Genomic DNA, 23,906 nt, shown 5'->3' on the forward strand with positions numbered 1-23,906 from the left:
GATGGAAGCTGACTCCGCCACACTGCAAGCGATGGAAGCGCAGATTGTCGACGCCCTGCTGGCCAAGGGCCGGCTCAAGGATGCGGATCTGACCCGCGCGCGCCGCCTGCAGGAAGAAACCGGCGGCAGCCTGCTGGGCCTGCTGGCACGGCTGGGCCTGGTGTCCGAGCGCGACCATGCCGAAACCTGCGCCGAAGTGCTGGACCTGCCCCTGGTCAGCGCCAAGGACATGCCGGAGTTGCCGCCGGAATCGGTGCCGCTGTCGATGCGCTTCCTCAAGCAGTTCCATGTCTGCCCGGTCGGCGAGGACGATCACGGCATCGATCTGCTGGTGGCCGACCCGCAGGAAAGCTACCCGGCCGAAGCCGTGCAACTGGCCACCGGCAAGGCCGTGCGCCAGCGCATCGCACTGCGTTCGGAAATCGATGATCTGGTCGAGCGCTACTTCGGCCAGGGCCGCAGCGCGATGGGCGCGATCATCGAAAACGCCGACGGCGACAACAGCGCCGATCTGGACGATGTCGAACACCTGCGCGACCTGGCCTCGGAAGCGCCGGTAATCCGCCTGGTCAACCTGCTGATCCAGCGCGCGGTGGAACTGCGTGCCTCGGACATCCATATCGAGCCGTTCGAGAATCGCCTGAAGGTGCGCTATCGCATCGACGGCGTGCTGGAGGAAGCCGAGAGCCCGCCTGCCAACCTGACCGCGGCGGTGATCAGTCGCATCAAGATCATGGCCAAGCTCAACATCGCCGAACGCCGCCTGCCGCAGGACGGCCGGATCATGCTGCGCGTGCAGGGCAAGGAACTGGATCTTCGCGTCAGCACCATGCCCACCGCGCATGGCGAAAGCGTGGTGATGCGCCTGCTGGATCGCGAGACCGTGGTGTTCGATTTCAAGCGGCTGGGCTTTACCGATGCGTTCCTGCCGCAGTTCCAGCGCGTGCTGGAACAACCGCACGGGATCCTGCTGGTCACCGGCCCGACCGGTTCGGGCAAGACCACCACGCTGTACACGGCGCTGAGCAAGCTCAACACCAGCGACGTCAAGATCATCACCGTCGAAGACCCGGTGGAATACCAGCTCGAAGGCATCAACCAGATCCAGGCCAAGCCGCAGATCGGCCTGGATTTCGCCTTCGCCCTGCGCAGCATCGTGCGCCAGGATCCGGACATCATCATGATCGGCGAAATGCGCGATCTGGAAACCGCGCGCATCGCGATCCAGTCCGCCCTCACCGGCCACCTGGTGTTGTCCACCCTGCATACCAACAACGCTGCCGGCGGCATTACCCGCCTGCTCGACATGGGTGTGGAGGATTACCTGCTCACCTCCACCGTCAACGGCATCCTCGCCCAGCGGCTGGTGCGCCGGCTGGAGCCGACCCACGCGGTGCCGTACCGCGCAACGCCGGAAGAAATCGAGAAGTTCGCCCTGCGCCGCTTCCAGCCCGAGGGCGACGTCATCCTCTACCGCCCCGGCCCTTCGGCGCTCGCGCCCACCGGCTACCTGGGCCGCACGACGATCATGGAATTCCTGGTGATGAACGACGAACTGCGCCGCGCCGTCATGCGCCATGCCGGCATGGGCGAGATCGAACAGATCGCCCGTGGCTCCGGCATGCGCACCATGTACGAAGACGGCATCGCCAAGGCGTTGGCAGGCGAGACCACGATCGAGGAAGTGCTGCGGGTGTCCGAAGACGCCTAGCAGCTGCATCGCTACGCTGCACTGCGTCTTTCCAGTCTCTCCCCAAGCGCGAATAATCGGGCCTGAAACCGTTTTCAGGCCCTGCCGTGATCCCCATGCTTCAAGCCATGGCCCTTGCCGCCGCGCTGCCATGCGCACTCACGGCATTCGCTGCCGAACCCGCGCGCCTGACCTACGCCAACCCGGTCGACATCGACTACCGCTACAACTTCGAGCAGCTCAATCTCGACATCTCCTATCGCACCGGCGCCGATCCGGTGATCGTGCGCCACCAGGACGCCTACTACCTGTTCCAGACCCTGGCCGATGGCTATTGGCGCTCCACCAACCTGGTCGACTGGCGCTTCATCGAACCCAGCCGCTGGCCCTTTGACAGCATGGTGGCGCCGGCGGCGATTTCCGACGGTGATCGCCTGCTGCTGATGCGATCGTTGTTCACGCCCGGCGCGGTACTGGAAAGCCGCGATCCCGAACACGGCAAGTTCGACTTCCTCACCCGCATGTTGCCCGAGCTTCCCAACGCGGTGGCGCCCGGCCTGGATCGCGACCTCACCCGCTGGCACAACGGCGATCCGCAACCGGATGCCATTCCACCCGGGCCCTGGGATCCGGCGTTCTTCAAGGATGACGACGGCCGCTGGTACCTGTACTGGGGCTCGTCCGACACGTTTCCGCTGTATGGCATCGAGCTCGACATGCGGCGTGGCGTGCGCTACATCGGCAAACCGCGCGCGCTGCTGGCACTGGATCCGCAGCAACATGGGTGGGAGCGATTTGGTCAGGACCATCGGCAGGAACAGCACCCGACCTACATCGAAGGTGCGTGGATGAACAAAGTCGGCGGCCGGTACTACCTGCAATACGGCGCACCGGGTACCGAATACAACGCCTACGCCACCGGTGTGTACGTGGGCGACAGTCCGCTGGGGCCGTTCCAGTACGCGCCTTACAACCCGGTCGGCTACAAGCCCGGTGGCTTCGTGCAGGGTGCCGGGCATGGCTCCACGTTCCAGGATGCCTACGGCAACTGGTGGAACACCGGCACGCCATGGCTGGGCTACAACTGGACCTTCGAGCGTCGCATCGCGATGTTCCCGGCCGCCTTCAGCAGCGACGGACAGATGTCGGTGTCAACGCGCTTCGGCGATTTCCCGCATTACGTGCCGCAGGGGCCGAACGCCGATCCGGAATCGTTGTTCACCGGCTGGATGTTGCTGTCGTATCGCAAGCCGGCCACGGCATCGTCCACCGATGGCGAATTTGTCGCCAGCCGCATCACCGATGAAAACCCGCGCACGTTCTGGGTGGCGGCGCGCAACGAGCCCGGACAGACCGTGACGGTCGATTTGCGCGGCGTGCGCACGGTCCGTGCCGTGCAGGTCAACTTTGCCGACTACAAGGCCGGTGTGTTCGGCGACTCGGACGAGATCTACACCGAGTTCCGCATCGAGGGCTCCGCTGATGGCCGCCAATGGCAGCCGTTGGCGCAGACCGAAGCACCGCGCCGGGATCGCCCCAACGCGTATCTGCCGCTCGCCATGCCGGCGCGCGTGCGCTATGTGCGCTATGTGCATGGCCATGTCGGCGGCGCGCATCTGGCGATCAGTGATCTGCGCGTGTTCGGAAAGGCTGACGGACCTGCGCCTCGCGCGCCGCGCGGGGTCAGCGCAGCGCGCGCCGCGGATCCGCGACAGATGACCGTGCGCTGGCGGGCCGTGCCGGGCGCCGTGGGCTACAACGTGCGTTGGGGCACCGCGCCGGATCGCCTCAATTCCAGCTATCAGGTCTTTGCCGATCAGGGCACGGCGCAGGAGATCCGGGCCCTCAACCGGGGCGTGAGCTACCACGTGGCGGTGGAGGCATTCGACGAGCGCGGCGTGTCGGTCTTGAGCCAGGTGCTGGCCGTGCCGTGAGCCGCTGCCGGAGCCGGCTGCGGCCAGGCCTCCCCGTGCATGTGCCTTCGGGCCTATCCTTGGCGCACGCATACCCTCGGCGCTGCCATGCCCCTGTACCGTTACAAAGCCCTCAATCCACGCGGCGAAGTGCTGGAAGGCCAGATGGAGGCCGCCAGTGACGCCGATGTCGCCGCCCGCCTGCAGGAGCAGGGCCACCTGCCCATCGAGGCACGACTGGCGTCGGAAGTGCGCGGCGGCACCTCGTGGCGGAGCATGCTGCGCGCGCAACCACTGGGCGGGGATCGGCTGGTGCAGTTCACCCAGCAACTGGCCACCTTGCTGGGCGCGGGCCAGCCACTGGATCGCGCGCTGACCATCCTGCTCGACATGCCCGAAGACGTACGGGCGCGTGACGTGATTGCCGATGTGCGTGATGCGGTGCGCAGTGGCGCACCGTTGTCGGCGGCGCTTGAGCGCCAGCACGGTGTCTTCAGCCGCCTGTACGTCAACATGGTGCGCGCCGGTGAGGCCGGCGGCAGCCTGCAGGACACGCTGCGCCGCCTGGCCGATTACCTGGAGCGCGCGCGCGCCTTGCGCGGCCGCGTGGTCAATGCGCTGATCTATCCGGCCATCCTGTTGATCGTGGTCGGCCTGGCGCTGCTATTCCTGCTCGGCTACGTGGTGCCACAGTTTGCGCAGATGTACGAGAGCCTGGACGTGGAGCAGCCCTGGTTCACCAGCCTGGTGATGGCACTGGGCGGCTTCGTGCAACAGGCGTGGTTCCTCCTGATCGCCTTGCCGCTGGTGGCGGTGTGGTGGTTTGACCGCAAGCGTCGTGACCCGGTGTTCCGCAACCGTTTCGACGACTGGCTGCTGCGGCAGAAGCTGGTCGGCCCGCTGGTGGCCAAACTGGAAACCGCGCGCCTGGTGCGCACCCTCGGCACCCTGCTCAAGAACGGCGTGCCCCTGCTGGCGGCGCTGGGCATCTCGCGCAACGTGCTGTTCAACCGCGCGCTGTGGGCCGACGTGGAAGCCGCCACCGAACAGGTCAAGAACGGCCATGGCCTGGCCGCATCGCTGGGACGTGGCAAGCGCTTTCCGCGGCTGGCCCTGCAGATGATCCAGGTGGGCGAGGAATCCGGCGCGCTCGACAGCATGCTGATCAAGACCGCCGATACCTTCGAGCAGGAGACCGGGCAGGCCATGGAACGCCTGCTGGCCTTGCTGGTGCCGGCCATCACCGTGCTGCTGGCCGGCGTGGTGGCGCTGGTGGTGCTGGCGGTCCTGCTGCCGCTTTACGATTTGACCAACGCCATCGGCTAGCGGCCGCCGCCGTACAACAGGTTCAGGCAGAATCCCCCAGACTCAGGTCCCTCCCGCCCCGGCGACGTCGCGGGGGAGGGGCACTCCACCAGCCCAGGAACCGCCATGCGTCCGTCCCGTTCCCGCGCCCCAGGCGCACCCTCCCGCCAGGCCGGTTTCAGCCTGCTGGAAATCATCATCGTGCTGATCCTGATCGGCGGCATCCTGGCGCTGGTGGGAAGCCGCCTGCTGGGCGGCGCGGATCGCGGCAAGGCCAACCTGGCGCGCTCGCAGGTGCAGACGCTGGCCGGCAAGATCGAGAACTACCAACTCGACACCGGCAGCCTGCCGCAACGCCTCGATGATCTGGTCGTCGCGCCGCAGAATGCGCCCAACTGGCTCGGCCCCTACGCCAAGGAAGCGGAGCTGAAGGATCCCTGGGGCCACGCGATTGAATACCGCGCACCCGGTGAAACCCAGGACTTCGATCTGATCAGCTACGGCAAGGATGGCAAGGCCGGCGGCAGCAGTTTCGACGCCGACATCCAGTACCAGTAATTCCTGCATGCGGTCAGGCGGTCTCCAGCGCCAGGGTCCGACGTCGCGGCATCGCGCCGGCGGCGTGACCCTGCTGGAAATCCTGCTGGTGCTGATGCTGATGGCGCTCGGCGGCGCGCTGGCGGCGATGTTGCTCAGCGGTGGCCTGGACGGCATGCGGCTGCGATCGGAAGCCCGCGAAATCGCCGCGCAACTGCGCTACACGCGCACCCAGGCGATGGTCACCGGCAAGCCGCAGCGCTTCGTGATCGATCCGCGCGCGCATCGTTGGGAAGCGCCCAACGGGCGTCATGGCGAAATTCCCAAGCAACTGGGTGTCACCGTCGTCAGTGCGCGCCAGGTGCAACGCGACGCCGGGCAGGCGGCGATCGTGTTCTTCCACGATGGCGGTTCCTCGGGCGGACAGATCCGCCTGAGCGCCAAGCGCGGACGCTGGCATGTGGACGTGGCCTGGCTCACCGGTGAAGTACGCGCCGTGCGCGGTGGAGGCGGAGGCTGATGCGCCGCCAACGTGGCTTCACCCTGCTCGAAGTGATCATCGCCTTTGCCTTGCTGGCCTTGGCGTTGACCTTGCTCCTGGGCTCCCTGTCAGGCGCCAGCCGGCAGGTTCGCGCGGCCGATCAATCCACCCGCGCTGCGTTGCATGGCCAGTCCCTGCTCGCGCAACTCGGGGTCGGTGAGCGATTGCAGATCGGCCATACCGAGGGCGAATTCGAAGGCGGTCGTTATCGCTGGCAACTGGATGTGGCCCCGTATGTCGATCCCGTCGCGGCCGCGGCGCCGCTGCGCGGCGCCAACACGCCGGAGCTGCTGCAACTGCGGCTGGTGATGCGCTGGGGCCAGGGCGCGCGCGAACGGATGGTCTGGGATTCCTTGCGGCTGGTGCCGCCGGATCCCAATCGCGGGCGGAACGTGCCATGAGCCGGCGCCCCCGCGGCTTCACCCTGCTCGAAGTGCTGGTGGCGCTGGTGCTGCTGGCGGCGGGGCTGGCGCTGGCTTTCGCGACGCTGCGCGCGGCCACCACCCTGGCCGAACGCGGGGAACTGCGTGCGCAGGGCAACGAGCGCATGCGCGCCGTGCAGGGCTTCATGCGCCGCAACCTGATGACCGCGTTGCCCTTGCCGTTTCATACGGACCCGGCCACGTTCCGTCAGTCACGCTTTCTGGGCGAACCCAAGCGGGTTCGCTTCGTTGCCGACCTGCCCGGTTACCTGGGGCGCGGTGGGCCGTACCTGTATGACATCCAGGCCGATGATGAGGGCCGGCTGCAGGCCAGTTTCGCGATGGTGCAGACCGGCCAGACCGTGGAGGACGCCGGCATCGCCCGCCCGGAACTGCTGGCCGACGGCCTGCGCTCGGTGCGCTTCCGCTATCGCGGCATGGATGGGCAGGGGCAGTTGGGCCCATGGCAGGATGCCTGGCGCGGCGGCGAACTGTTGCCCTTGCAGGTGGCGATGGATGTACGCGGTGAGGACGGCCGCGCCTGGCCGACCATGATCGTCAGTCTGCTGCACAGCGAAGGCGGCGCTGGCGGTGGCGAACTGCCGGTGCAGACGCAATGACCCGCGCGCGCGGCGCCGCCTTGATTCTGGTGCTGTGGCTGATCGCCTTGTTGGCGATGCTGGTGGGCGCGTTTGCGCTGACCGCGCGGATGGAGTCGTGGCAGGGCCAGGTGGCGCGCGATGGCAGCGTCGTGCGCGAACACGCGCGTGCGGGACTGGAATACGCGCTGGTGCGGGTGGTGGACAGCCAGGCGCAGACCCGCTGGTTGCCCGATGGCCGCCGGTATCGCTGGACGTTCGCCGGCAGCCGCCTGGAAGTTAGGCTGGTCGATGAAGGCGGCAAGATCGACATCAACCAGGCCGATGCCAACCTGCTCGCTGCATTGCTGCGCGTGCGCGGCGTGGAGTCGGAGCAGGCCGACGCCCTGGCCGCGGCGATCCTGGACTGGCGTGATGCCGACAACCTCAACCAGCCGCAGGGTGGCGCCGAAGATCCGGACTACGCCTCGGCCGGCCTGGGCTATGGCGCCAAGGATGCCCCCTTCGAAAGCATCGACGAGCTGCAGCAGGTATTGGGCATGGACGCCGGCATCTACGCGCGCATCGCGCCGTATCTGACGATCTATTCCGGACGCAACCTGCCGGACTCCAGCTATGCGCCAGGCCCGGTGCTGCAGGCGATGGGCCTGGATGCCGAACGCTTGCTGGCGCAGCGCGAGTTGCCGCAGGAGGGGAACGGCCAACTCGTCGGCAGCGGAAGCGGCACGTATAGTATCGACAGCCACGCCACGCTACGCGACGGCAAGGAAGCGACGTTGCGTGCAGTGATCCGGGCGGCGGGTGGACCGTTGCCGGGGTCGGCCTATGCCGTTTTGCGCTGGGAAGAAGGAGCGCCACCCCCGTGAACACCTACCGCGACAGTCTGGACACCCTGCGCACGCGCCTGTGGCCGCGGGCGGGTGGCTGGCTGTCCTGGTGGGGAACGGCGTTGGCCAGTTGGCTGCCGCAGCGTTGGCGGGCCCTGCTGGGCCTGACCCGCGATCGCCTGTTGCTGCGGCCGCTGGGTGACGAGCTGTATCTGCAGTGGCACAACACCGACGGCGTGCGTGACCTGGCGCAGGTGCCGTTGCCGCTGGACAGCGGTGATCTGGATCGCCTGCTGGGCAAGCGCCTGGCCGATTTGCCGCGCTGGTTGTTGTTGCCGGCGGGCAGTGCGTTGCGTAGGCCGCTGGTGTTGCCGGCCGCTGCGGCCGATCGCCTGCGCGACGTGGTGCGCTTTGAAATCGATCGGCAGACTCCGTTCAGTGCCGACTCGGTGCGCTTCGATGCCTGCCTGCGCCAGCGCCGCGACGACGGCCAGCTGGATGTTGAGCTGGTCGCCATGCCGCGCGCACGCTTCGATGCGGCGATGGCGCCGCTGGGCGATCTTGCCGCGGTGCTGAGCGGTGTCGATGTGGCCGATGCCAATGGCCGACCGCTGGGCGTGAACCTGTTGCCCGACAACGAACGCCGCCAGCGGCAGACCTCGCTGCGAGCCTGGCAGTGGGCGCTGGCTGCGATTGCGCTGCTCGCGCTGCTCTTTGGCGGCTGGAAACTGCTCGACAACCGTCGCCAGGCCGCCGATGCGCTCGAGGCATCGCTGCGCGCCAGCAGTGGCCAGGCACGGCTGGCCAGTGCGCAGCGACAACAGTTGATCGAAACCATCGACGGCATCAACACCCTGGATCGCGCGCGCGCGCAGCGACCCACCGCGCTGGAAGTGCTCGACGAACTGGCCCGGCGGCTGCCCGACAGCACCTATCTGGAAAAAGTGTCGATGGAGGGCGATCAACTGGTGTTGATCGGCCTGAGCACCGAGGCCTCTTCGCTGGTCGGCAAGCTGCAGGGTTCGCCACTGTGGCGCTCACCGGCGCTCAGCGGCGCCGTGCAACCGGACCAGGCGCTGCGCCGGGATCGCTTCACCCTGACCGCGCAACTGGTCGGCACCGCGCCGGCCAGTGCCGCCGCCACCACGGGAGCGCCGAGTGGCGAACGCGCTGACTGATCGGGATCGCTGGCTGGCGCTGGCGCTGTTGGCCGGTGCGTTGCTGCTCGGCTATTTCCTGCTGATCCATCCGTGGTGGACGGCGCCGATGCTGGAAGCCAACGATCGCATCCAGAGCCTGCGCGAGCGCGAACTGCGTGTGCGCAGCCAGCTCCAGCAGGCGCCTGCGGTACGCGAGCGGCTGGCCGCGGTGTTGGCGCAGCAGGCGCAGCGTCCGGGCTTCCTGCCCGAGGGCAGCGCCGAGCTGGCCACCGCCGGGCTGGTGCAACGGCTGGAAGCGGTGGTCAAGCAAGCCAGCCCAGGCAACCGCAGCTGCGCCATCGCCAACCAGTCGCCACTGCCGCAATCGGCGCGCGAGCGCTTTGCCCGCGTGGCGGTGCAGGTGCGCCTGCGCTGCGGCACGCCGGAGCTGGCCGCCGTGCTGCATGCCCTGGAATCGGGCAGTCCGCGCCTGTTCGTCGACAACCTCAACATTCTTTCCCAGCGCTACGCCTACATGACGCCGGACAGCGGCACCGGTGGCCTGGACGTGACCTTTGATCTGTATGGCTACCTGCGCCCCGGCACCGTGCCGGTGACCGCGGCGCCCGCACGCACGGCCGACACCGGTCCGGATGAGGTGGGCGATGCGCGCTGAAGCCTTCGGTCCGCGCACCTGGCTGTTGTTCGCCCTCGCAGGCTGGGCATTGCTGTTCGCGGTGTTGGCCTTGAGCGGCATGGGCGGGCATATCTCCCGGCTACCCGACGATCCCGCCCGGGCGGCGCGCCTTCCCACCCTGCGCCCGGCCTCGCCGGAGCGTCTGGGCGTGCTGGGCAAGTACAGCGAACTGACCGCGCGCCCGCCGTTCTACGACAGTCGCCAGCCGCAGCCATTCTTCATCAGTGGCGAAAGTGAGGCGCAGGCGCCGACCTTCGACTTCGTCCTGACCAGCGTGCTGATCACGCCGGCGTTCCGGATGGCCATCGTGCAACCCACGCAGGGCGGCGAAGGCATCCGCATCCGCCAGGGCGAGGCGGCCAGCAGTGCGCCGCAATGGACGCTGGTCGACCTGCAGCCACGCAGCGCGGTCTTTGAAGGACCCGATGGCCGACGCACGCTGGTGCTGCGCGTGTTCAACGGCAGCGGCGGCCAGCCGCCGACCGCGGTGTCGCAGGGCCCGGCCCCGGTGGCGCCGCCACCGGCCGGTCCCGTGCCGGGGCAACGTGTCACCGGGGGTAATGGCGGCGTCCGGCCGACGGGTTCCGCGCCCACGGCCGCCACGTCCACCGGGCCCGAACCACCCACCACCACCGAAGCCCCGGAAAGCCCTGCGATGAGCACCGAGGAACAGATGGACGCAATCCGCAAACGCATCGAGGCGCGTCGCGCGCAGATGCGCCAGCAGCAGGCCCAACCGCCTGCACCCCCGAATAATCAGTAGAGTGCCGGCATGACGCTACGCCTATTTCTAGTCTCCCTCTGTATCGGCACCCTGGCCGCCTGCGCCACGCCGCCGACGCCGGAGGTACGCCGTGGCGGCCCGCCGACCCCGACCGTCAGCCGTGGCAGTACGACCGTGGCGGCCGATGGCAGCACCATTCCCTCCTACCAGCAGACCTGCGCCGAATTTCCCAACGCCTGCACGGTGGAGCCGCTGCCGCCCGGCAGTGCGCAGACCGTGCCGCTGACCCAGGGCGAAGCGCCCGAAGCTGGTCCGCAGGCGGTGATCCGTCGTGGCAGCGGGCAGATGATCAACCGCAGCGCCGCCGCTGCGCCAATGCCGTCACTGGCCGGTGCCAGCAGCGGCTCGGCCAGCTTCAATTTCGAAGGCGAGTCCGTGCATGCCGTGGTCAAGGCGATCCTGGGCGACATGCTGGGGCAGAACTACGTGATCGCACCGGGCGTGCAGGGCACGGTCACCCTGGGCACGCCCAAGCCGGTGTCGGCCGCGCAGGCGATGACCCTGCTGGAGCAGGTGCTGGCGCAGAACAACGCGCGCATGGTCTACAGCGACGGCCGCTACAACATCATGCCGGCCGATCAGGCGATGGTCGGCACGGTCGCTCCGCGCACCGGCAGCGCCGGCAATGCGCGCGGCTATGAAGTGCGGGTGGTGCCGCTGCGCTACATCGGCGCCACCGAAATGAAGAAGGTGCTGGAGCCGTATGCGCGACCCAACGCCATCGTCAACATCGACAGCACGCGCAACCTGATCACCCTGGCCGGCACCCGCTCGGAGCTGGAGAACTACCTGCGCACGGTGGAAGTGTTCGACGTCGACTGGCTGTCCAACATGTCGGTGGGCGTGTTCCCGCTGGAAACCGGACAGGCCACCAAGGTGGTGGCGGATCTGGAAAAAGTCTTTGGCGCCGACAGCAAAACGCCCAGCGCCGGCATGTTCCGCTTCATGCCGCTGGAAGGCGCCAACGCGGTACTGGTGATCACGCCGCAGCCGAGTTATCTGGATCAGATCCAGCAGTGGCTGGAGCGCATCGACAGCGCTGGTGAAGGTTCGCGGCTGTATTCGTATGAGCTGAAGTACATCAAGGCGCGTGATCTGGCGCAGCGGTTGGCCGAGGTGTTCGGGTCCAATGGTTCGCGCAACGGCGACAGCAGCAGCACCGGCGGCAACGCGTCGCTGATTCCCGGCAGTGAACCGACCACCCTCAGCGACAGCGGCATGATCGGCCAAAACGACAGTTCGGGCCTGGACAGCGGCGGCTATGGCGGCGGCTCCACGGGGGGCAGCCTTGGCGGTGGCTTCAACCTCAGCCAACGACGCGACGGCAACGGGGCGGTGACCTTGCAGATCGACGGTGATCGCGTCGGCGTGGCAGCGGTGGAGGAAACCAACACGTTGCTGGTGCGTTCAAGCGCCAGCGCGTGGAAGTCCATCAAGGACGTGGTGGAAAAACTCGATGTGATGCCGATGCAGGTGCATATCGAAGCGCAGGTGGCCGAGGTCAAGCTGAGCGGCGATCTGAGCTACGGCGTCAACTGGTTCTTCGAAAACGCGGTGACCGATGAAGCGGGCTTGGCCAGCGCGCTTGGCCGGCAGATCTGGGGCGATATCAGCGGCAGCATCCGTGGCGACGGTCAAGGGCTGGGCTGGACTTTCCTCGGCAAGAACGCGGCGGCGATCATCGAAGCGCTGGAAGAAGTGACCGACGTCCAGTTGCTGCAGACGCCGTCGGTGCTGGTGCGCAACAATGCCGAAGCCACGCTCAATGTCGGCACCAAGATTCCGATTACCTCGGTGTCGGTGAATCCGGACACCTCGAACAGTTCTTACAGCAGCGTGCAGTACCTGGACACGGGCGTGATCCTGAAGGTGCGTCCGCGCATCACCAAGGACGGCATCGTTTTCCTGGATCTGGTGCAGGAAGTCAGTTCGCCCGGCCCGCGACCGGCAAATTGCGGCGACGACAACGTCAGCTGCAACGTTCCCATCGACACCCGCCGGCTGAAGACCGAAGCGGCGGTGCAGAGCGGCGACACCATCATGCTGGCTGGCCTGATCGGCGATTCCGTGGACAACGGCTCGTCGGGTATTCCCTATCTGGCACGCGTGCCGATCATTGGCGGATTGTTTGGCAGCAAGCGCCAGAACACCGATCGCCAGGAAGTCATCATCCTGATCACTCCCACGATCGTGCGTAACCCGCAGGAAGCGCGCAACCTGACTGATGAATACGGCCGTCGCTTCCGGGCAATGGAACCGTTGTACGCGCCCAAGGCACAGGGAGAACCGACCCGGTGACAGCGCTGCCTGTCGTCCTGCTGCCGGTGGGCGCGGACGACGACGCGCTGGACGCCTGTCTTGCTGCACTGGATGCCGGCACGCCTGCCGGCACCCGCGTCTGGCTGGCGGATGATGCGCAAGCAGGCCCACGCGGCCTGGCGATCGTCGAACGCTGGCTCGCCAGTACCCGTCTGCAGGCCGACTACACCCGCCGTCCCCGACCCGTGGGCGAAGTGGCGCACGTGGAGGAGATGTTCCAGGCCTGCGGCGACGCCGACGTGGCGCTGCTCGCGCCGGATGCGCAGCCGCTGCCCGGTTGGCTGCAACAGTTGAGCGCCTGCCTGACACGCGACCCGTCCATCGGCACCGCCACGCCCTGGTGCAACGCCGGCGAAGCCGCCGCGTGGCCGCGTCTGGGCGAGATCTCACCGCCGCCCGTGGATTTCGATCGCACCGCGCGCGCCTGCGCCGCCATGCCGCCGCTGCATCCCGAGTTGCCCTCGGCGATTGCGCACGCCGTGCTGATCCGTGGCAGTGCGCGCAAACGCGTCGGTGGCCTGGATGCGAGCAGCTATGGCTCCTGGTATGCCGCCTTGATTGACCTGTCGTTGCGGCTGGCCGGCCTGGGCTGGCGCAATGCCTTGTGCGAAACCGCGTTCGTCGCACGCGGTGGCGAAGGCAGGCCGGCCGACGGCGATCTGGACACCATCAACGCACGCTGGCCGACCTGGAATCCAAGGCTGGCCAAGTTCCTGATGGAAGATCCCATCCTGCGCCTGCGCGAACAACTGACCGACGCCTACAGCGATATCGGCGCACCGGAGCGGCAGCGTGAACTCTTTGACTGATCGCGATGACGCAGCGGGCATCGCGGCTGTCGTCGTCACCTACGAAAGCGCCAGCACGATCGAACAATGCCTGCAGCGCCTGCGCGCAGCGCACGGCGTGGTCGAGATCCGCGTGGTCGACAACCAGTCCAGCGACGACACCCTGGATGTGGTGCAACGGCATGCCATTGCCGATGCGCGCGTGCGCTTCATCGCCAATCCCGACAACCCGGGCTTTGGCGTGGCCTGCAACCAGGGGGGCATCACGGCCAGCGCGCCGTGGTTGGCCTTCGTCAATCCGGACTGCCTGGTGGAAGTCGACACCTTCACCCGCATGCAGGCATTGATTCCGGCCGGCACGCGCATGCTGCTGGGCGCGGACCTGGTGGACGAGCAGGGCGTGCGCGACGGCGCGGCGCGCCGGCATGATCCGGATTTCGCCGCGATGCTGGCAGCGGTACTGCGCGGGCGATCCCCGCCGAGCCTGGACGTGCCCATCGATGATGCGCAGTCGCTGCAGCCGGTCGAGGCGATCTCCGGTGCGCTGATGCTGATGCCGCGCGCGCTGTTCCAGCACATCGGCGGCTTCGATGAAGGCTACCGCCTGCACGCGGAAGATCTGGATCTGTGCCGCCGCGCGCGTGCAGCCGGGGCGCAGATTGCCGTGGCCAATGCCGTGCGCGTGCTGCACGTGCGAGGTGTCTCCAGCCGTTCGCGGCCGCTGTTCGTGGAGTGGCACAAGCACCGTGGCCTGTGGCGCTACTTCCGCAAATTCGAGGCGCCACAGCGCAGCATCGGCCAGCAAGTGCTGGTGATGCTGGCGATCATGGCGCGCTTCCCGCTGGCCTGGTGGCGCGCGCGTCGTCGCTGCCGATGACAATGGCCATCACGCCCTGGCGCTATGCTCGCCCGTGTCACGACGGTGCCTGCCGATGATCATCCGCTCCCTGCTCGACACCGATCTCTACAAGTTCACGATGATGCAGGCCGTGCTGCATCACTATCCGGCCGCGCAGGTGCAATACCGCTTCAAGTGCCGCACGCCCGGCGTGCCGCTAGCTCGGCACATTGATGAGATCCAGGGCGAGATCAACCAGCTGTGCCAGCTGCGCTTCCAGCCGGAGGAACTGGATTACCTGCGCGGCCTGCGTTTCATCAGAGCTGATTTCGTCGACTTCCTCGGACTGTTCCACCTGGATGCCAAGTACATCCGCCTGCGCCCTTCCGTGGAAGCGGAGGGCGAGATCGAGCTGGTAATAGAAGGCCCCTGGCTGCACACGATCCTGTTCGAAGTACCGCTGCTGGCGATCATCAACGAGGTCTGGTTCCGCCACGCCGACCCTGCCGACCCGCCCGAAGGCGAGCGCCGGTTGCGCGCCAAGATCGAGCGCTTGCGGCAAGCCGGCGGTGGCGTCGATTGCGCGATTGCCGATTACGGCACGCGCCGGCGTTACTCACGCGACTGGCACGCCCGTGTGGTGCCGATCCTGCGCGATGGGCTGGGCGAGCAGTTCGTCGGCACCAGTAATGTCCACCTGGCACGGACGCTGGGCCTCACCCCGCTGGGCACCATGGCGCACGAATGGTTGCAGGCCTTCCAGGCGCTGGGTCCGCGCCTGCGCGATTCGCAGGCGGTGGCCTTCGATGTCTGGGCCAAGGAATACCGCGGCGATCTCGGCATCGCGCTTTCGGACGTCGTGGGGCTGGATGCCTTCCTGCGCGATTTCGATCTGTACTTCTGCAAATTGTTCGACGGCATGCGCCATGACTCCGGTGATCCGTTCGAATGGGGTGAGCGAGTCATTGCGCACCTCCAGCAGATGCGGCTGGATCCGCGCAGCAAAGCCCTGGTCTTCAGTGATGGCCTGGATGTGGACAAGGTCCTGGCGCTGTACGCGCATTTCCGCGGACGCTGCCGGCTCGCCTTTGGCATCGGCACCAACCTGACCAATGATCTGGGGCCCACGCCGCTGCAGATCGTCATCAAGATGACCCGCTGCAACGGCCAGCCGGTGGCCAAGCTCAGCGACTCGCCCGGCAAGAGCATGTGCGAAGACGAAGGCTACGTGCGATACCTGCGCCAGGTGTTCGAGCTGGACTGAAGGCTCAGGACAGGGCGTAGCGCAGCACGAACAGCGCCGAGACCAGCCACACCGCCGGATGCACCTCGCGCCAGCGGCCCGGATTAGGATTTTTCCTATGGGGCGCTGATCCACGGCCCTCTATGTTCCGCAAGCGCCTCGCCACACGGCGTGAGCGGCATGACACGCGGGCCGATGCCCCACCCACCACCCGGATCACCCTCTATGAACCTGCAAACTTTCGCAGTGCGAGCGCTGATGTTCGCGCTCTGCTTCTTTTCCACCAGCGCGTGCACCCAGGCCGCCCCGCCGGCCACGCCGGCTACTCCTGCGGTGCCGGCGGCCATAGACAATGAGCCGCTACCGGAAGGTGATTATTTCATCCTGGCGCGAAACTCCTACAAACCGGTCACCGCCTACAGGACGGCCGACGGCGGGATAGCCGCTGCGCAGCAGAGCTGGTCGCCGGAAAATAGACAGGGTGAAATCTGGACGATCAAGAGGAAGGGCGATGGCTATCTGCTCTACTCGCGGCAGTTTGATCGCTATCTGGCCATGCCGAAGGGCAGCGAGGAAATGGGCGATGTGGCGCAGATGCAAACGCTTGCCGAGCTGGCATCCCATTGGAAACTGGCGCATCCCTTCATGAGCTCGTGGGGCCTGGCGGATGCGCTCAGTGGACAGACGCTGTGCATCAACAACAACCTGCCCGACGATGGCATGGCACTGGTGCAGTATGCCGAACCGCGTGATGACGAGAACGCGCAGTTCTTCTTCGTTCCGGTGACCTCGGCCGGCCGGGCGATTCGACGCAAGCTGGAGGGTGACCCGCTGCGACAGTCGCGCTATGACAACCAGCAGCGTCGTTATCACCTGTCCGCCCTGCTGTCCGGCGCCATGGAAGCACAGCGCGGCCGCCGTGTGCAGCTCATGGACTATCACCCCAGCGGCTTGTTCGTACGCCGGGGTGAAACCATCCAACTGCAAGTGGAAGGGCTGCTGCCCATGCTGGGCGATGGCCTGGTGGTCATGGTGGGCCAGGCCAATGGCTTCTGGGATGGCCCGGCGGCGCAGAATCCCCAGCGCGTGCAGGCGCGTGCCGGCAGCAACACGTTGACCGCCGCGCGTGACGGCATGCTTTACTTCCAGTACGTGGATCACGGCCTCAGTGCGCAGCCCGCGCCGGCCATTGACGTGGCGGTGACCCAGGGCGGGACCGCCATTCCGTTCTATGTCAGCGGCACCACCACCGACCAGCAATGGCAAGCGATGCTGCGCAATTCCGCCGCGCCGTGGGTCGAGATGGTGGGCCCGCGCAGCATGGCCACTGTCACCCGCGCGCTGTACGACAAGTCCAGCCACGAAGATCCCCGCCAGCTGGTCGATTACCTGGAAGGGATTGTCGAAAACCACGATGCCATCTCCGGTTTCGACAGCAGCAACTGGCGACACGTGCCGCCGGCGCAGCGCCTGCACTTCATGCAGGATGCGGTCACCTCGCCCAAGGTGTTGCAGGACGTCTACATGTATGCCGGTGACCACTTCATCGGTATGCCCGAAGACAGCGCCCTGCTGCTCTTGAACGGGCCGTGGAAGGTAAGCGCCTGGGGCCTGTGGCACGAGGCCGGGCACGTTTACCAGCAGACGGACTGGACCTGGGGCGCGGTGGGCGAAACCACCGTCAATATTTACTCGCTTACGATGCAGGAACGCGAAGGTGGCGAGTCGGAGATTGGCAAGGTGAACCCGGACACCGGCTACTCGCTGGAGGACTGGGCCGGGTCGTATCTGCAGCAGGACCTGCGCCGGTTCAATGATGACAACGGCTTCCCGGAAGGTTCCGAGACCATCTGGGTCCGGCTGGTGATGTTCGAACAATTGCGCCAGGCGTTTGGCGACAGCTTCTACCAGCGCCTGCACAAGTACTATCGCGAAAGTCCACTGGGCGGTGGCGCGATGGAGGACGAGCAGCGCATCCAGGCCTTCATCCTTCGCAGCAGCGTGATTGCGGGCAAGGACCTGAGCGCATTCTTCAGGCGCTGGGGTTTGCCCGCCAATGCCAGTACCCAGGCCGAACTGCGCCAGCGTGGCCTGCCGCTGGCGGCCGATCTGATCCACTGAGGCTACGCGGCGAGCCCTCGGCATCGCGGCGAAGTTGAAACCGGCGGCCCTGTGCCGCCGCTTTCATTTTTGTGTTCAAGGCTCAGGACAGGGCGTAGCGCAGCACGAACAGCGCCGAGACCAGCCACACCGCCGGATGCACCTCGCGCCAACGGCCCGTGCCCAGCTTGAGCGCGGCGTAGGCGATGACGCCGAAGGCCAGGCCATTGGCGATGGAGTAGGTAAACGGCATGGCCAGCGCGCACAGGGCGGCAGGTACAGCCTCGGTCAGGTCGCTCCATTCCACATCCACCAGTTCGCGCAGCATCAGTCCGGCCACGAACAACAGCGCCGGCGCAGTCGCATAGCCCGGTACCATCGCCGCCAATGGCGAGAAGAACAGCGCCACCAGGAACAACAGCGCCACCACCAACGCGGTCAGTCCGGTGCGGCCGCCCACCTGCACGCCGGAGGCGCTTTCGGCGTAAGCCGTGGTGCTGCTGGTGCCCAGCAGGGAGCCGGCGACAATCGCGCTGCTGTCGGCGAGCAGGGCGCGGCCAAAGCGCTTCTGCCCATCGGGCAGTTCCAGCAGGCGCGCGCGCCCCATCACTCCATACAAAGTACCGGTGGCATCGAAGACCTCCACCAGCACGAATACCAGCACCACCTGCAGGAGGATGGCGATGGGTGCGCCGCCATCACGGTGCAGCAGGCCCGGCAGATCCAACTGCAGCAGGGTAGGGGCCAAGCTGGGCGGGGTGGACACAATGCCATGGAATTGCACGTGGCCAGCAAACACCGAGGCGGCGGTGACAGCCAGGATGCCGATGAGGATCGCGCCACGCACGCGCCGCGCTTCCAGCACCGCAATCAGCAGGAAACCGCCGAGCGCCATCAACGGTTCCCACGCATGCAGGGAACCCAGCGTCACCAGCGTATCGGGATCGCCGACGATCACCTGCGACTTCTGCAAGGCGATGATCGCCAGGAACAAACCGATGCCGGCGACGATCGCCGCGCGCAACGAGGGCGGGATGCCCGCCACCAGCCACGCGCGCACACCAGTCAGGCTGAGCACCAGGAAGACGATGCCGGAGATGAAGACCGCGGCCAGCGCCTGCTGCCACGACAAGCCGGCGGCGCCGACCACGGTGAAGGCGAAGAACGCGTTCAAGCCCATGCCCGGCGCCATGCCGATCGGGAAGTTCGCCAGCAGCGCCATGATCAGCGAACCGAACGCGGCCGCCAGGCAGGTCGCCACGAACACCGCGCCCGCGTCCATGCCGGTGGTGGCCAGGATGTCGGGATTGACGAAGACGATGTAGGACATCGTCAGGAACGTGGTCAGGCCCGCGAGCACTTCGGTGCGGGCGTCGGTGCCGTGTTGGCGGAGTTTGAAGAAGGCGTCGAGCATCCGCGGTATCCGGCAGGCAGGGCAGGGCGAGGCCACCTTAGCACCGCGCCCGTGCAGCTCGCAGGCGAAGGGCACGGGTCGCCCATTGGCCGGTTTCATCGGCGCATACGGCGATTCGTCGCAGGGGTGATTGCCAGCGTCAGGACACGACCGCACCGTGCCGGGAGCGACGCTCCTGTCGCGTCGGAGACTGCCTGGTGAATACCCTGTTCCTGTTGGTGGCCTGGTGCCTGTTGCTGGTGCTGTGCTGGCCGCTCGCCTTGCTGGCGCTGGTGGCCTGGCCGGTGTTTTACCTGCTGTCGCTGCCGTTCCGCCTGGTCGGCATCACCTTCTCGGCGCTGTTTGCCTTGCTGCATGCGCTGCTGATGCTGCCGGCCCGCCTGCTGGGTTGGCGGCCGCGGCCGGCGGTGGCCTGACCCCTCCTACAGGTTTGCAGCCGTGGTCGCTGGGCGACCACGGCTTCTGCCTTATTTCAGCGCCTTGAAGCGCAGGCGGTGCGGCTGTGCGCCTTCGGCGCCCAGGCGACGCTTCTTGTCTTCTTCGTATTCGCGGTAGTTGCCCTGGAAGAACTCCACGTGCGAGTCGCCTTCGAACGCCAGGATGTGGGTGGCGATGCGATCCAGGAACCAGCGGTCATGCGAGATGACGAAGGTGTTGCCGGGGAATTCCAGCAGCGCATCTTCCAGCGCACGCAGGGTTTCGATATCCAGGTCGTTGGACGGTTCGTCGAGCAGCAGCACGTTGCCGCCCTGCAGCAGGGTCTTGGCCATGTGCAGGCGGCCACGCTCACCACCGGACAGTGAGCCGACCATCTTCTGCTGGTCCTGGCCCTTGAAATTGAAGCGGCCGATGTAGGCGCGCGACTGGATTTCGATGCCGTTGATGTTGAGGATGTCCAGGCCGCCGGAGACTTCCTGGAACACGTTGTGGTTGCCTTCCAGCTTGTCGCGGCTCTGGTCCACGTAGGCCAGCTTGACCGTCGAGCCCATGTCGATTTCGCCGGAGTCCGGTTTTTCCTGGCCGGTGATCATGCGGAACAGGGTCGACTTGCCGGCGCCGTTGGGGCCGATGATGCCGACGATGGCGCCCGGCGGCACGCTGAAGCTCAGGTTGTCGATGAGCAGGCGATCGCCGAATTTCTTGCTGACGTTCTTGAACTCCACCACCTTGTTGCCCAGGCGCTCGCCCGGCGGGATGAAGATTTCATTGGTTTCATTGCGGCGCTGGTAATCAACCGACTGCAGCTCGTCGATGCGCGCCAGGCGCGCCTTGCCCTTGCTGCGGCCGCCCTTGGCGTTCTGCCGCGCCCATTCCAGTTCCTTGGCGATCGCCTTCTGGCGCGCCTTTTCCTGGTTCTCTTCCTGCTTCAGGCGCTCTTCCTTCTGCACCAGCCAGTCGGTGTAGTTGCCCTTCCACGGAATGCCGCGGCCGCGATCCAGTTCCAGGATCCACTCGGCGGCGTTGTCGAGGAAGTAGCGATCATGGGTGACCGCCACCACGGTGCCGGTGTAGCGGGCCAGGAACTGCTCCAGCCATTCCACCGATTCGGCGTCCAAATGGTTGGTGGGTTCGTCGAGCAGCAGCATGTCCGGCTTCTGCAGCAGCAGGCGGCACAGCGCCACGCGACGCTTCTCACCGCCGGACAACTTGCCCACGACTGCATCCCACGGCGGCAGGCGCAGCGCGTCGGCGGCCACTTCCAGCTGGTTCTCCAGGGTGTGCGCATCGCCGGCGGCAAGAATGGCTTCCAGGCGTTCCTGCTCCTTGGCCAGCGCGTCGAAGTCGGCGCCTTCTTCGGCATAGGCGGCGTACACCGCTTCCAGCGCGGCCTGCGCGTTGAGCACTTCGCCGACGCCTTCCTCGACCGCTTCGCGCACGGTCTTCTCGGGATCAATCTGCGGTTCCTGCGGCAGGTAACCGACCTTGATGCCGGGCTGCGGACGCGCTTCACCGGAGAAATCGGTATCCACGCCGGCCATGATCTTCAGCACCGTCGACTTGCCCGCGCCATTGAGGCCAAGCAGGCCGATCTTGGCGCCGGGGAAGAACGACAGCGAGATGTCCTTGATGATCTGGCGCTTCGGCGGCACGGTCTTGCTGACGCCATTCATGGTGTAGATGTATTGCATGCGGACTCCGAAGCAGGGACGCGCCCGGCCGGAACAGGTCCGGCCGCGGCGGGAATTGGGATGTGGCGATTATATATCGGCGGTCCTGTATGGGCCTGCCGCTGGCCCGGCCCGGCAGGCCCGGCGCCGGTAAAAGCCTCGCCAGATAGCGCCGGGCGCGCCTGCCAATGGCCGGCCGGGGCCTGGCTGGGCTACTATTCGAGGTCTCGCGCCGCCCCCTCCAAGCGCATCGGACTGGCCCTGCGGCGCCCCGTCTTCCCTTCCGCTTGCCCCGAGGTCGCGCATGTTTCCCAGCTCCACCCGTATCGCCGGATTCGACGATGAACTGGCCCAGGCCATCGCCGCCGAAGCCCGCCGCCAGGAAGACCACGTCGAGCTGATCGCCTCGGAAAACTACGCCAGCCCGCGGGTGATGGAAGCCCAGGGCAGCGTGCTCACCAACAAGTACGCCGAAGGCTATCCCGGCAAGCGCTACTACGGCGGCTGCGAATACGTGGACATCGCCGAGCAGCTGGCCATCGACCGCCTGAAGGAGCTGTTCGGCGCCGACTATGCGAACGTGCAGCCGCATTCCGGCTCGCAGGCCAACCAGGCCGTCTACTTCGCCCTGCTCAACCCGGGCGACACCATCCTGGGCATGTCGCTGGCCCACGGCGGCCACCTGACCCACGGCGCCAAGGTCAATGCCTCGGGCAAGATCTTCCACGCCGTGCAGTACGGGGTGAACGAGCAGGGCCTGATCGACTATGACGAAGTCGAGAAGCTCGCGCTGGAACACAAGCCGAAGATGGTCGTGGCCGGCTTCTCCGCGTACTCGCAGGTGGTGGACTGGGCGCGATTCCGCGCCATCGCCGACAAGATTGGCGCCTACCTGTTCGTGGACATGGCGCACGTGGCCGGCCTGATCGCCGCAGGCGTCTACCCGAGCCCGCTGCCGCACGCGCACGTGGTGACCTCCACCACCCACAAGACCCTGCGCGGCCCGCGCGGCGGCATCATCCTGGCCAAGGGCGCCGGCGAGGAAATCGAGAAGAAGCTGCAGAGCATCGTCTTCCCCGGCATCCAGGGTGGTCCGCTGATGCACGTGATCGCGGCCAAGGCGGTGGCCTTCAAGGAAGCGCTGCAGCCGGAATTCAAGGCCTATCAGGCGCAGGTGGTGAAGAACGCGCAGGCGATGGCGAAGACGATCATTGATCGCGGCTACAAGATCGTGTCCGGCGGCACCGAGAACCATCTGATGCTGGTCGACATGATCGGCAAGGGCATCACCGGCAAGGCGGCGGAAGAGGCGCTGGGCAAAGCGCACATCACCGTCAACAAGAACGCCGTGCCCAACGATCCGCAGAAGCCCTTCGTCACCTCGGGCCTGCGCATCGGCACCCCGGCCGTGACCACCCGTGGTTACGTGGAAGCCGACTGCATCGACCTGGCCAACTGGATCTGCGACGTGCTGGATGCCCCCACCGACGAGGCCGTGCTGGCCAAGGTGCGCGCCAACGTCACCGCCCAGTGCGCCAAGTATCCGGTTTACGGCTGATCCGGTAACGACAGGCGCTCGCCCATGCATTGCCCCTTCTGCCAGCACACCGACACCCGCGTGATTGATTCGCGCGTGTCCGAGGACGGCGCGACGATTCGTCGCCGCCGTGAGTGCGAGGCGTGTGGCGAGCGCTTTTCGACGCTGGAAAACATCGAAATCAAGCTGCCGGCGGTGATCAAGTCCGACGGCCGTCGCGACGCCTTCGATGCCCGCAAGCTGCGTGCCGGTTTCGACCGCGCGCTGCAGAAGCGGCCGGTGTCGGAAGAACAGGTGGAAGCCGCCGTGCGCGCGGTCGTCCACAGCATCCGCATGAGTGGCGAACGCGAACTGCCGTCGCGCAAGATTGGCGAGTTCGTCATGATCGAACTGCGCAAGCTAGATCACGTGGGTTACGTACGCTTTGCCTCGGTCTACCGCAGCTTCGAGGACGTGGCCGATTTCCGCGAGGAAATCGAGAAGCTAGAGCGCGATCTGCCGGCGTCCAGCGGCCAGCTGTCCTTGCTCGGCGGCGAAGTGGTTCCGTTCGACAAGAACGTCGACAAGAACAAGAAGCGCTGAGCCTGCCAAGAAATGCGCTCGGGTCGTCTCCACAGATTCAATCGGAAAGAACTCATCCGCCAATTCCGCTTTGGCACCGGCTTGCATATCTACTTTATCGCAGCCGTGCCAATGCTTGTCGTCCTGATGGGTGCGCATGTTTTTTGGCAGGCGTGGGTCGTAAGTCTGCTGTGGTGTGCTTACGGGAGTTGGCGTTGGTATCGTGAAAGTCGGGCTGAGACTGCCGACTGGGCGACCCAGCGCAAGATCGTCGTGCGGTTTGTCGACGGAGACTTGATCGCCGAGAATGGCAGCGAATCGATCCGGGTTTCGCTTTCCGATGTGAAGAGCATCGAGGTCTATGGCACGCGCCGACGAGGGCCGGAACGCTTGATTGCAATCGATGCGAAAGCCAATCGCACTGTTTACGCGGGATATGAGGACATGGACGCCTTCGTACGGGATTTCCGGGCGCAAGCCCCTCGCGCCCAGTACCAAGAACACATGGGCTTTGTTTTCATTTGACCGTGACCAAGACGCTTTC

Annotated in this window: 22 protein-coding genes; 20 read left to right on the plus strand and 2 right to left on the minus strand. The window is 66.3% G+C overall.

The features are described 5' to 3' along the window. Position 1: 1 nt before the first annotated feature. The 16 genes from gspE to B5X78_RS12130 all read left to right on the plus strand — a co-directional run bounded on the left by gspE (position 2) and on the right by B5X78_RS12130 (position 17,763). A complete protein-coding gene (gspE, locus tag B5X78_RS12055) occupies positions 2-1,711 on the plus strand; it encodes a type II secretion system ATPase GspE (protein WP_079724784.1) in 1,710 nt (569 codons plus the stop codon). A 107-nt stretch (positions 1,712-1,818) separates the two neighbouring features. Continuing rightward, positions 1,819-3,624 carry a family 43 glycosylhydrolase gene (locus B5X78_RS12060; protein ID WP_244898565.1) on the plus strand — a complete coding sequence of 602 codons (1,806 nt, stop codon included), beginning with the start codon at positions 1,819-1,821 and terminating at the stop codon, positions 3,622-3,624. Between the two features lie 87 nt (positions 3,625-3,711). Beyond that, positions 3,712-4,929 (plus strand): type II secretion system protein XpsF, encoded by a 1,218-nt coding sequence (gene xpsF / locus B5X78_RS12065; RefSeq protein ID WP_079724786.1) that lies wholly within the window; start codon positions 3,712-3,714, stop codon positions 4,927-4,929. 105 nt (positions 4,930-5,034) lie between these two features. After that, positions 5,035-5,466 (plus strand): type II secretion system major pseudopilin GspG, encoded by a 432-nt coding sequence (gspG, locus tag B5X78_RS12070; RefSeq protein WP_079724787.1) that lies wholly within the window; start codon positions 5,035-5,037, stop codon positions 5,464-5,466. 7 nt (positions 5,467-5,473) lie between these two features. Then, on the plus strand, positions 5,474-5,965 hold the full coding sequence (gene xpsH / locus B5X78_RS12075; protein WP_079724788.1) for a type II secretion system protein XpsH: 492 nt from the start codon (positions 5,474-5,476) through the stop codon (positions 5,963-5,965). Further along, complete coding sequence (gene xpsI, locus B5X78_RS12080) at positions 5,965-6,387, plus strand: type II secretion system protein XpsI (RefSeq protein WP_079724789.1); 423 nt, start codon at positions 5,965-5,967, stop codon at positions 6,385-6,387. Before xpsH ends, xpsI begins: the two co-directional genes overlap by 1 nt. Beyond that, positions 6,384-7,028, plus strand: coding sequence for a prepilin-type N-terminal cleavage/methylation domain-containing protein (locus B5X78_RS12085; protein ID WP_079724790.1), 645 nt, complete (start codon positions 6,384-6,386; stop codon positions 7,026-7,028). The genes xpsI and B5X78_RS12085 overlap by 4 nt, the downstream gene beginning before the upstream one ends. Beyond that, on the plus strand, positions 7,025-7,873 hold the full coding sequence (locus B5X78_RS12090; protein WP_079724791.1) for a type II secretion system minor pseudopilin: 849 nt from the start codon (positions 7,025-7,027) through the stop codon (positions 7,871-7,873). The genes B5X78_RS12085 and B5X78_RS12090 overlap by 4 nt, the downstream gene beginning before the upstream one ends. Beyond that, positions 7,870-9,012: a PilN domain-containing protein gene (locus B5X78_RS12095; RefSeq protein WP_139381547.1), complete on the plus strand. Its 1,143-nt coding sequence runs from the start codon at positions 7,870-7,872 to the stop codon at positions 9,010-9,012. Before B5X78_RS12090 ends, B5X78_RS12095 begins: the two co-directional genes overlap by 4 nt. Beyond that, positions 8,993-9,649, plus strand: coding sequence for a type II secretion system protein GspM (gspM, locus tag B5X78_RS12100; RefSeq protein ID WP_229730718.1), 657 nt, complete (start codon positions 8,993-8,995; stop codon positions 9,647-9,649). Before B5X78_RS12095 ends, gspM begins: the two co-directional genes overlap by 20 nt. Beyond that, positions 9,639-10,433: a hypothetical protein gene (locus B5X78_RS12105; RefSeq protein ID WP_079724793.1), complete on the plus strand. Its 795-nt coding sequence runs from the start codon at positions 9,639-9,641 to the stop codon at positions 10,431-10,433. Before gspM ends, B5X78_RS12105 begins: the two co-directional genes overlap by 11 nt. A 9-nt stretch (positions 10,434-10,442) precedes the next feature. Beyond that, positions 10,443-12,752, plus strand: a complete 2,310-nt coding sequence (gene gspD / locus B5X78_RS12110; RefSeq protein WP_079724794.1) for a type II secretion system secretin GspD — start codon at positions 10,443-10,445, stop codon at positions 12,750-12,752. After that, positions 12,749-13,582, plus strand: a complete 834-nt coding sequence (locus B5X78_RS12115) for a glycosyltransferase family 2 protein (protein WP_079724795.1) — start codon at positions 12,749-12,751, stop codon at positions 13,580-13,582. Before gspD ends, B5X78_RS12115 begins: the two co-directional genes overlap by 4 nt. Further along, positions 13,575-14,438, plus strand: coding sequence for a glycosyltransferase family 2 protein (locus tag B5X78_RS12120; protein ID WP_229730767.1), 864 nt, complete (start codon positions 13,575-13,577; stop codon positions 14,436-14,438). Before B5X78_RS12115 ends, B5X78_RS12120 begins: the two co-directional genes overlap by 8 nt. A gap of 55 nt (positions 14,439-14,493) precedes the next feature. Next, complete coding sequence (gene pncB, locus B5X78_RS12125; RefSeq protein ID WP_176140851.1) at positions 14,494-15,663, plus strand: nicotinate phosphoribosyltransferase; 1,170 nt, start codon at positions 14,494-14,496, stop codon at positions 15,661-15,663. A 204-nt stretch (positions 15,664-15,867) separates the two neighbouring features. Further along, positions 15,868-17,763, plus strand: coding sequence for a M60 family metallopeptidase (locus tag B5X78_RS12130; RefSeq protein WP_176140852.1), 1,896 nt, complete (start codon positions 15,868-15,870; stop codon positions 17,761-17,763). An 82-nt stretch (positions 17,764-17,845) separates the two neighbouring features. Here B5X78_RS12130 and B5X78_RS12135 read toward each other — a convergent pair whose 3' ends face one another. Next, on the minus strand, positions 17,846-19,156 hold the full coding sequence (locus B5X78_RS12135) for an NCS2 family permease (RefSeq protein ID WP_079724797.1): 1,311 nt from the start codon (positions 19,154-19,156) through the stop codon (positions 17,846-17,848). Positions 19,157-19,353: 197 nt separating this feature from the next. Here B5X78_RS12135 and B5X78_RS12140 point away from each other — a divergent pair, with 197 nt between their 5' ends. After that, positions 19,354-19,572, plus strand: coding sequence for a hypothetical protein (locus tag B5X78_RS12140; RefSeq protein WP_079724798.1), 219 nt, complete (start codon positions 19,354-19,356; stop codon positions 19,570-19,572). 51 nt (positions 19,573-19,623) lie between these two features. On the opposite strand, the gene ettA is transcribed toward B5X78_RS12140, so the two are convergent. Next, complete coding sequence (ettA, locus tag B5X78_RS12145) at positions 19,624-21,285, minus strand: energy-dependent translational throttle protein EttA (protein ID WP_079724799.1); 1,662 nt, start codon at positions 21,283-21,285, stop codon at positions 19,624-19,626. 283 nt (positions 21,286-21,568) lie between these two features. Here ettA and glyA point away from each other — a divergent pair, with 283 nt between their 5' ends. Genes glyA through B5X78_RS12160 form a run of 3 tightly spaced genes read left to right on the plus strand, consistent with a single transcriptional unit; the run spans position 21,569 to position 23,887 of the window. After that, complete coding sequence (gene glyA / locus B5X78_RS12150; RefSeq protein WP_079724800.1) at positions 21,569-22,822, plus strand: serine hydroxymethyltransferase; 1,254 nt, start codon at positions 21,569-21,571, stop codon at positions 22,820-22,822. Between the two features lie 24 nt (positions 22,823-22,846). Further along, entirely contained in the window at positions 22,847-23,383 is a 537-nt protein-coding gene (gene nrdR, locus B5X78_RS12155) for a transcriptional regulator NrdR (protein ID WP_079724801.1), read from the plus strand. Positions 23,384-23,395: 12 nt separating this feature from the next. Next, positions 23,396-23,887, plus strand: a complete 492-nt coding sequence (locus tag B5X78_RS12160; protein ID WP_188444672.1) for a hypothetical protein — start codon at positions 23,396-23,398, stop codon at positions 23,885-23,887. Positions 23,888-23,906 lie beyond the last annotated feature (19 nt).

This window comes from Pseudoxanthomonas indica (assembly GCF_900167565.1).
Taxonomy (GTDB): domain Bacteria; phylum Pseudomonadota; class Gammaproteobacteria; order Xanthomonadales; family Xanthomonadaceae; genus Pseudoxanthomonas_A; species Pseudoxanthomonas_A indica.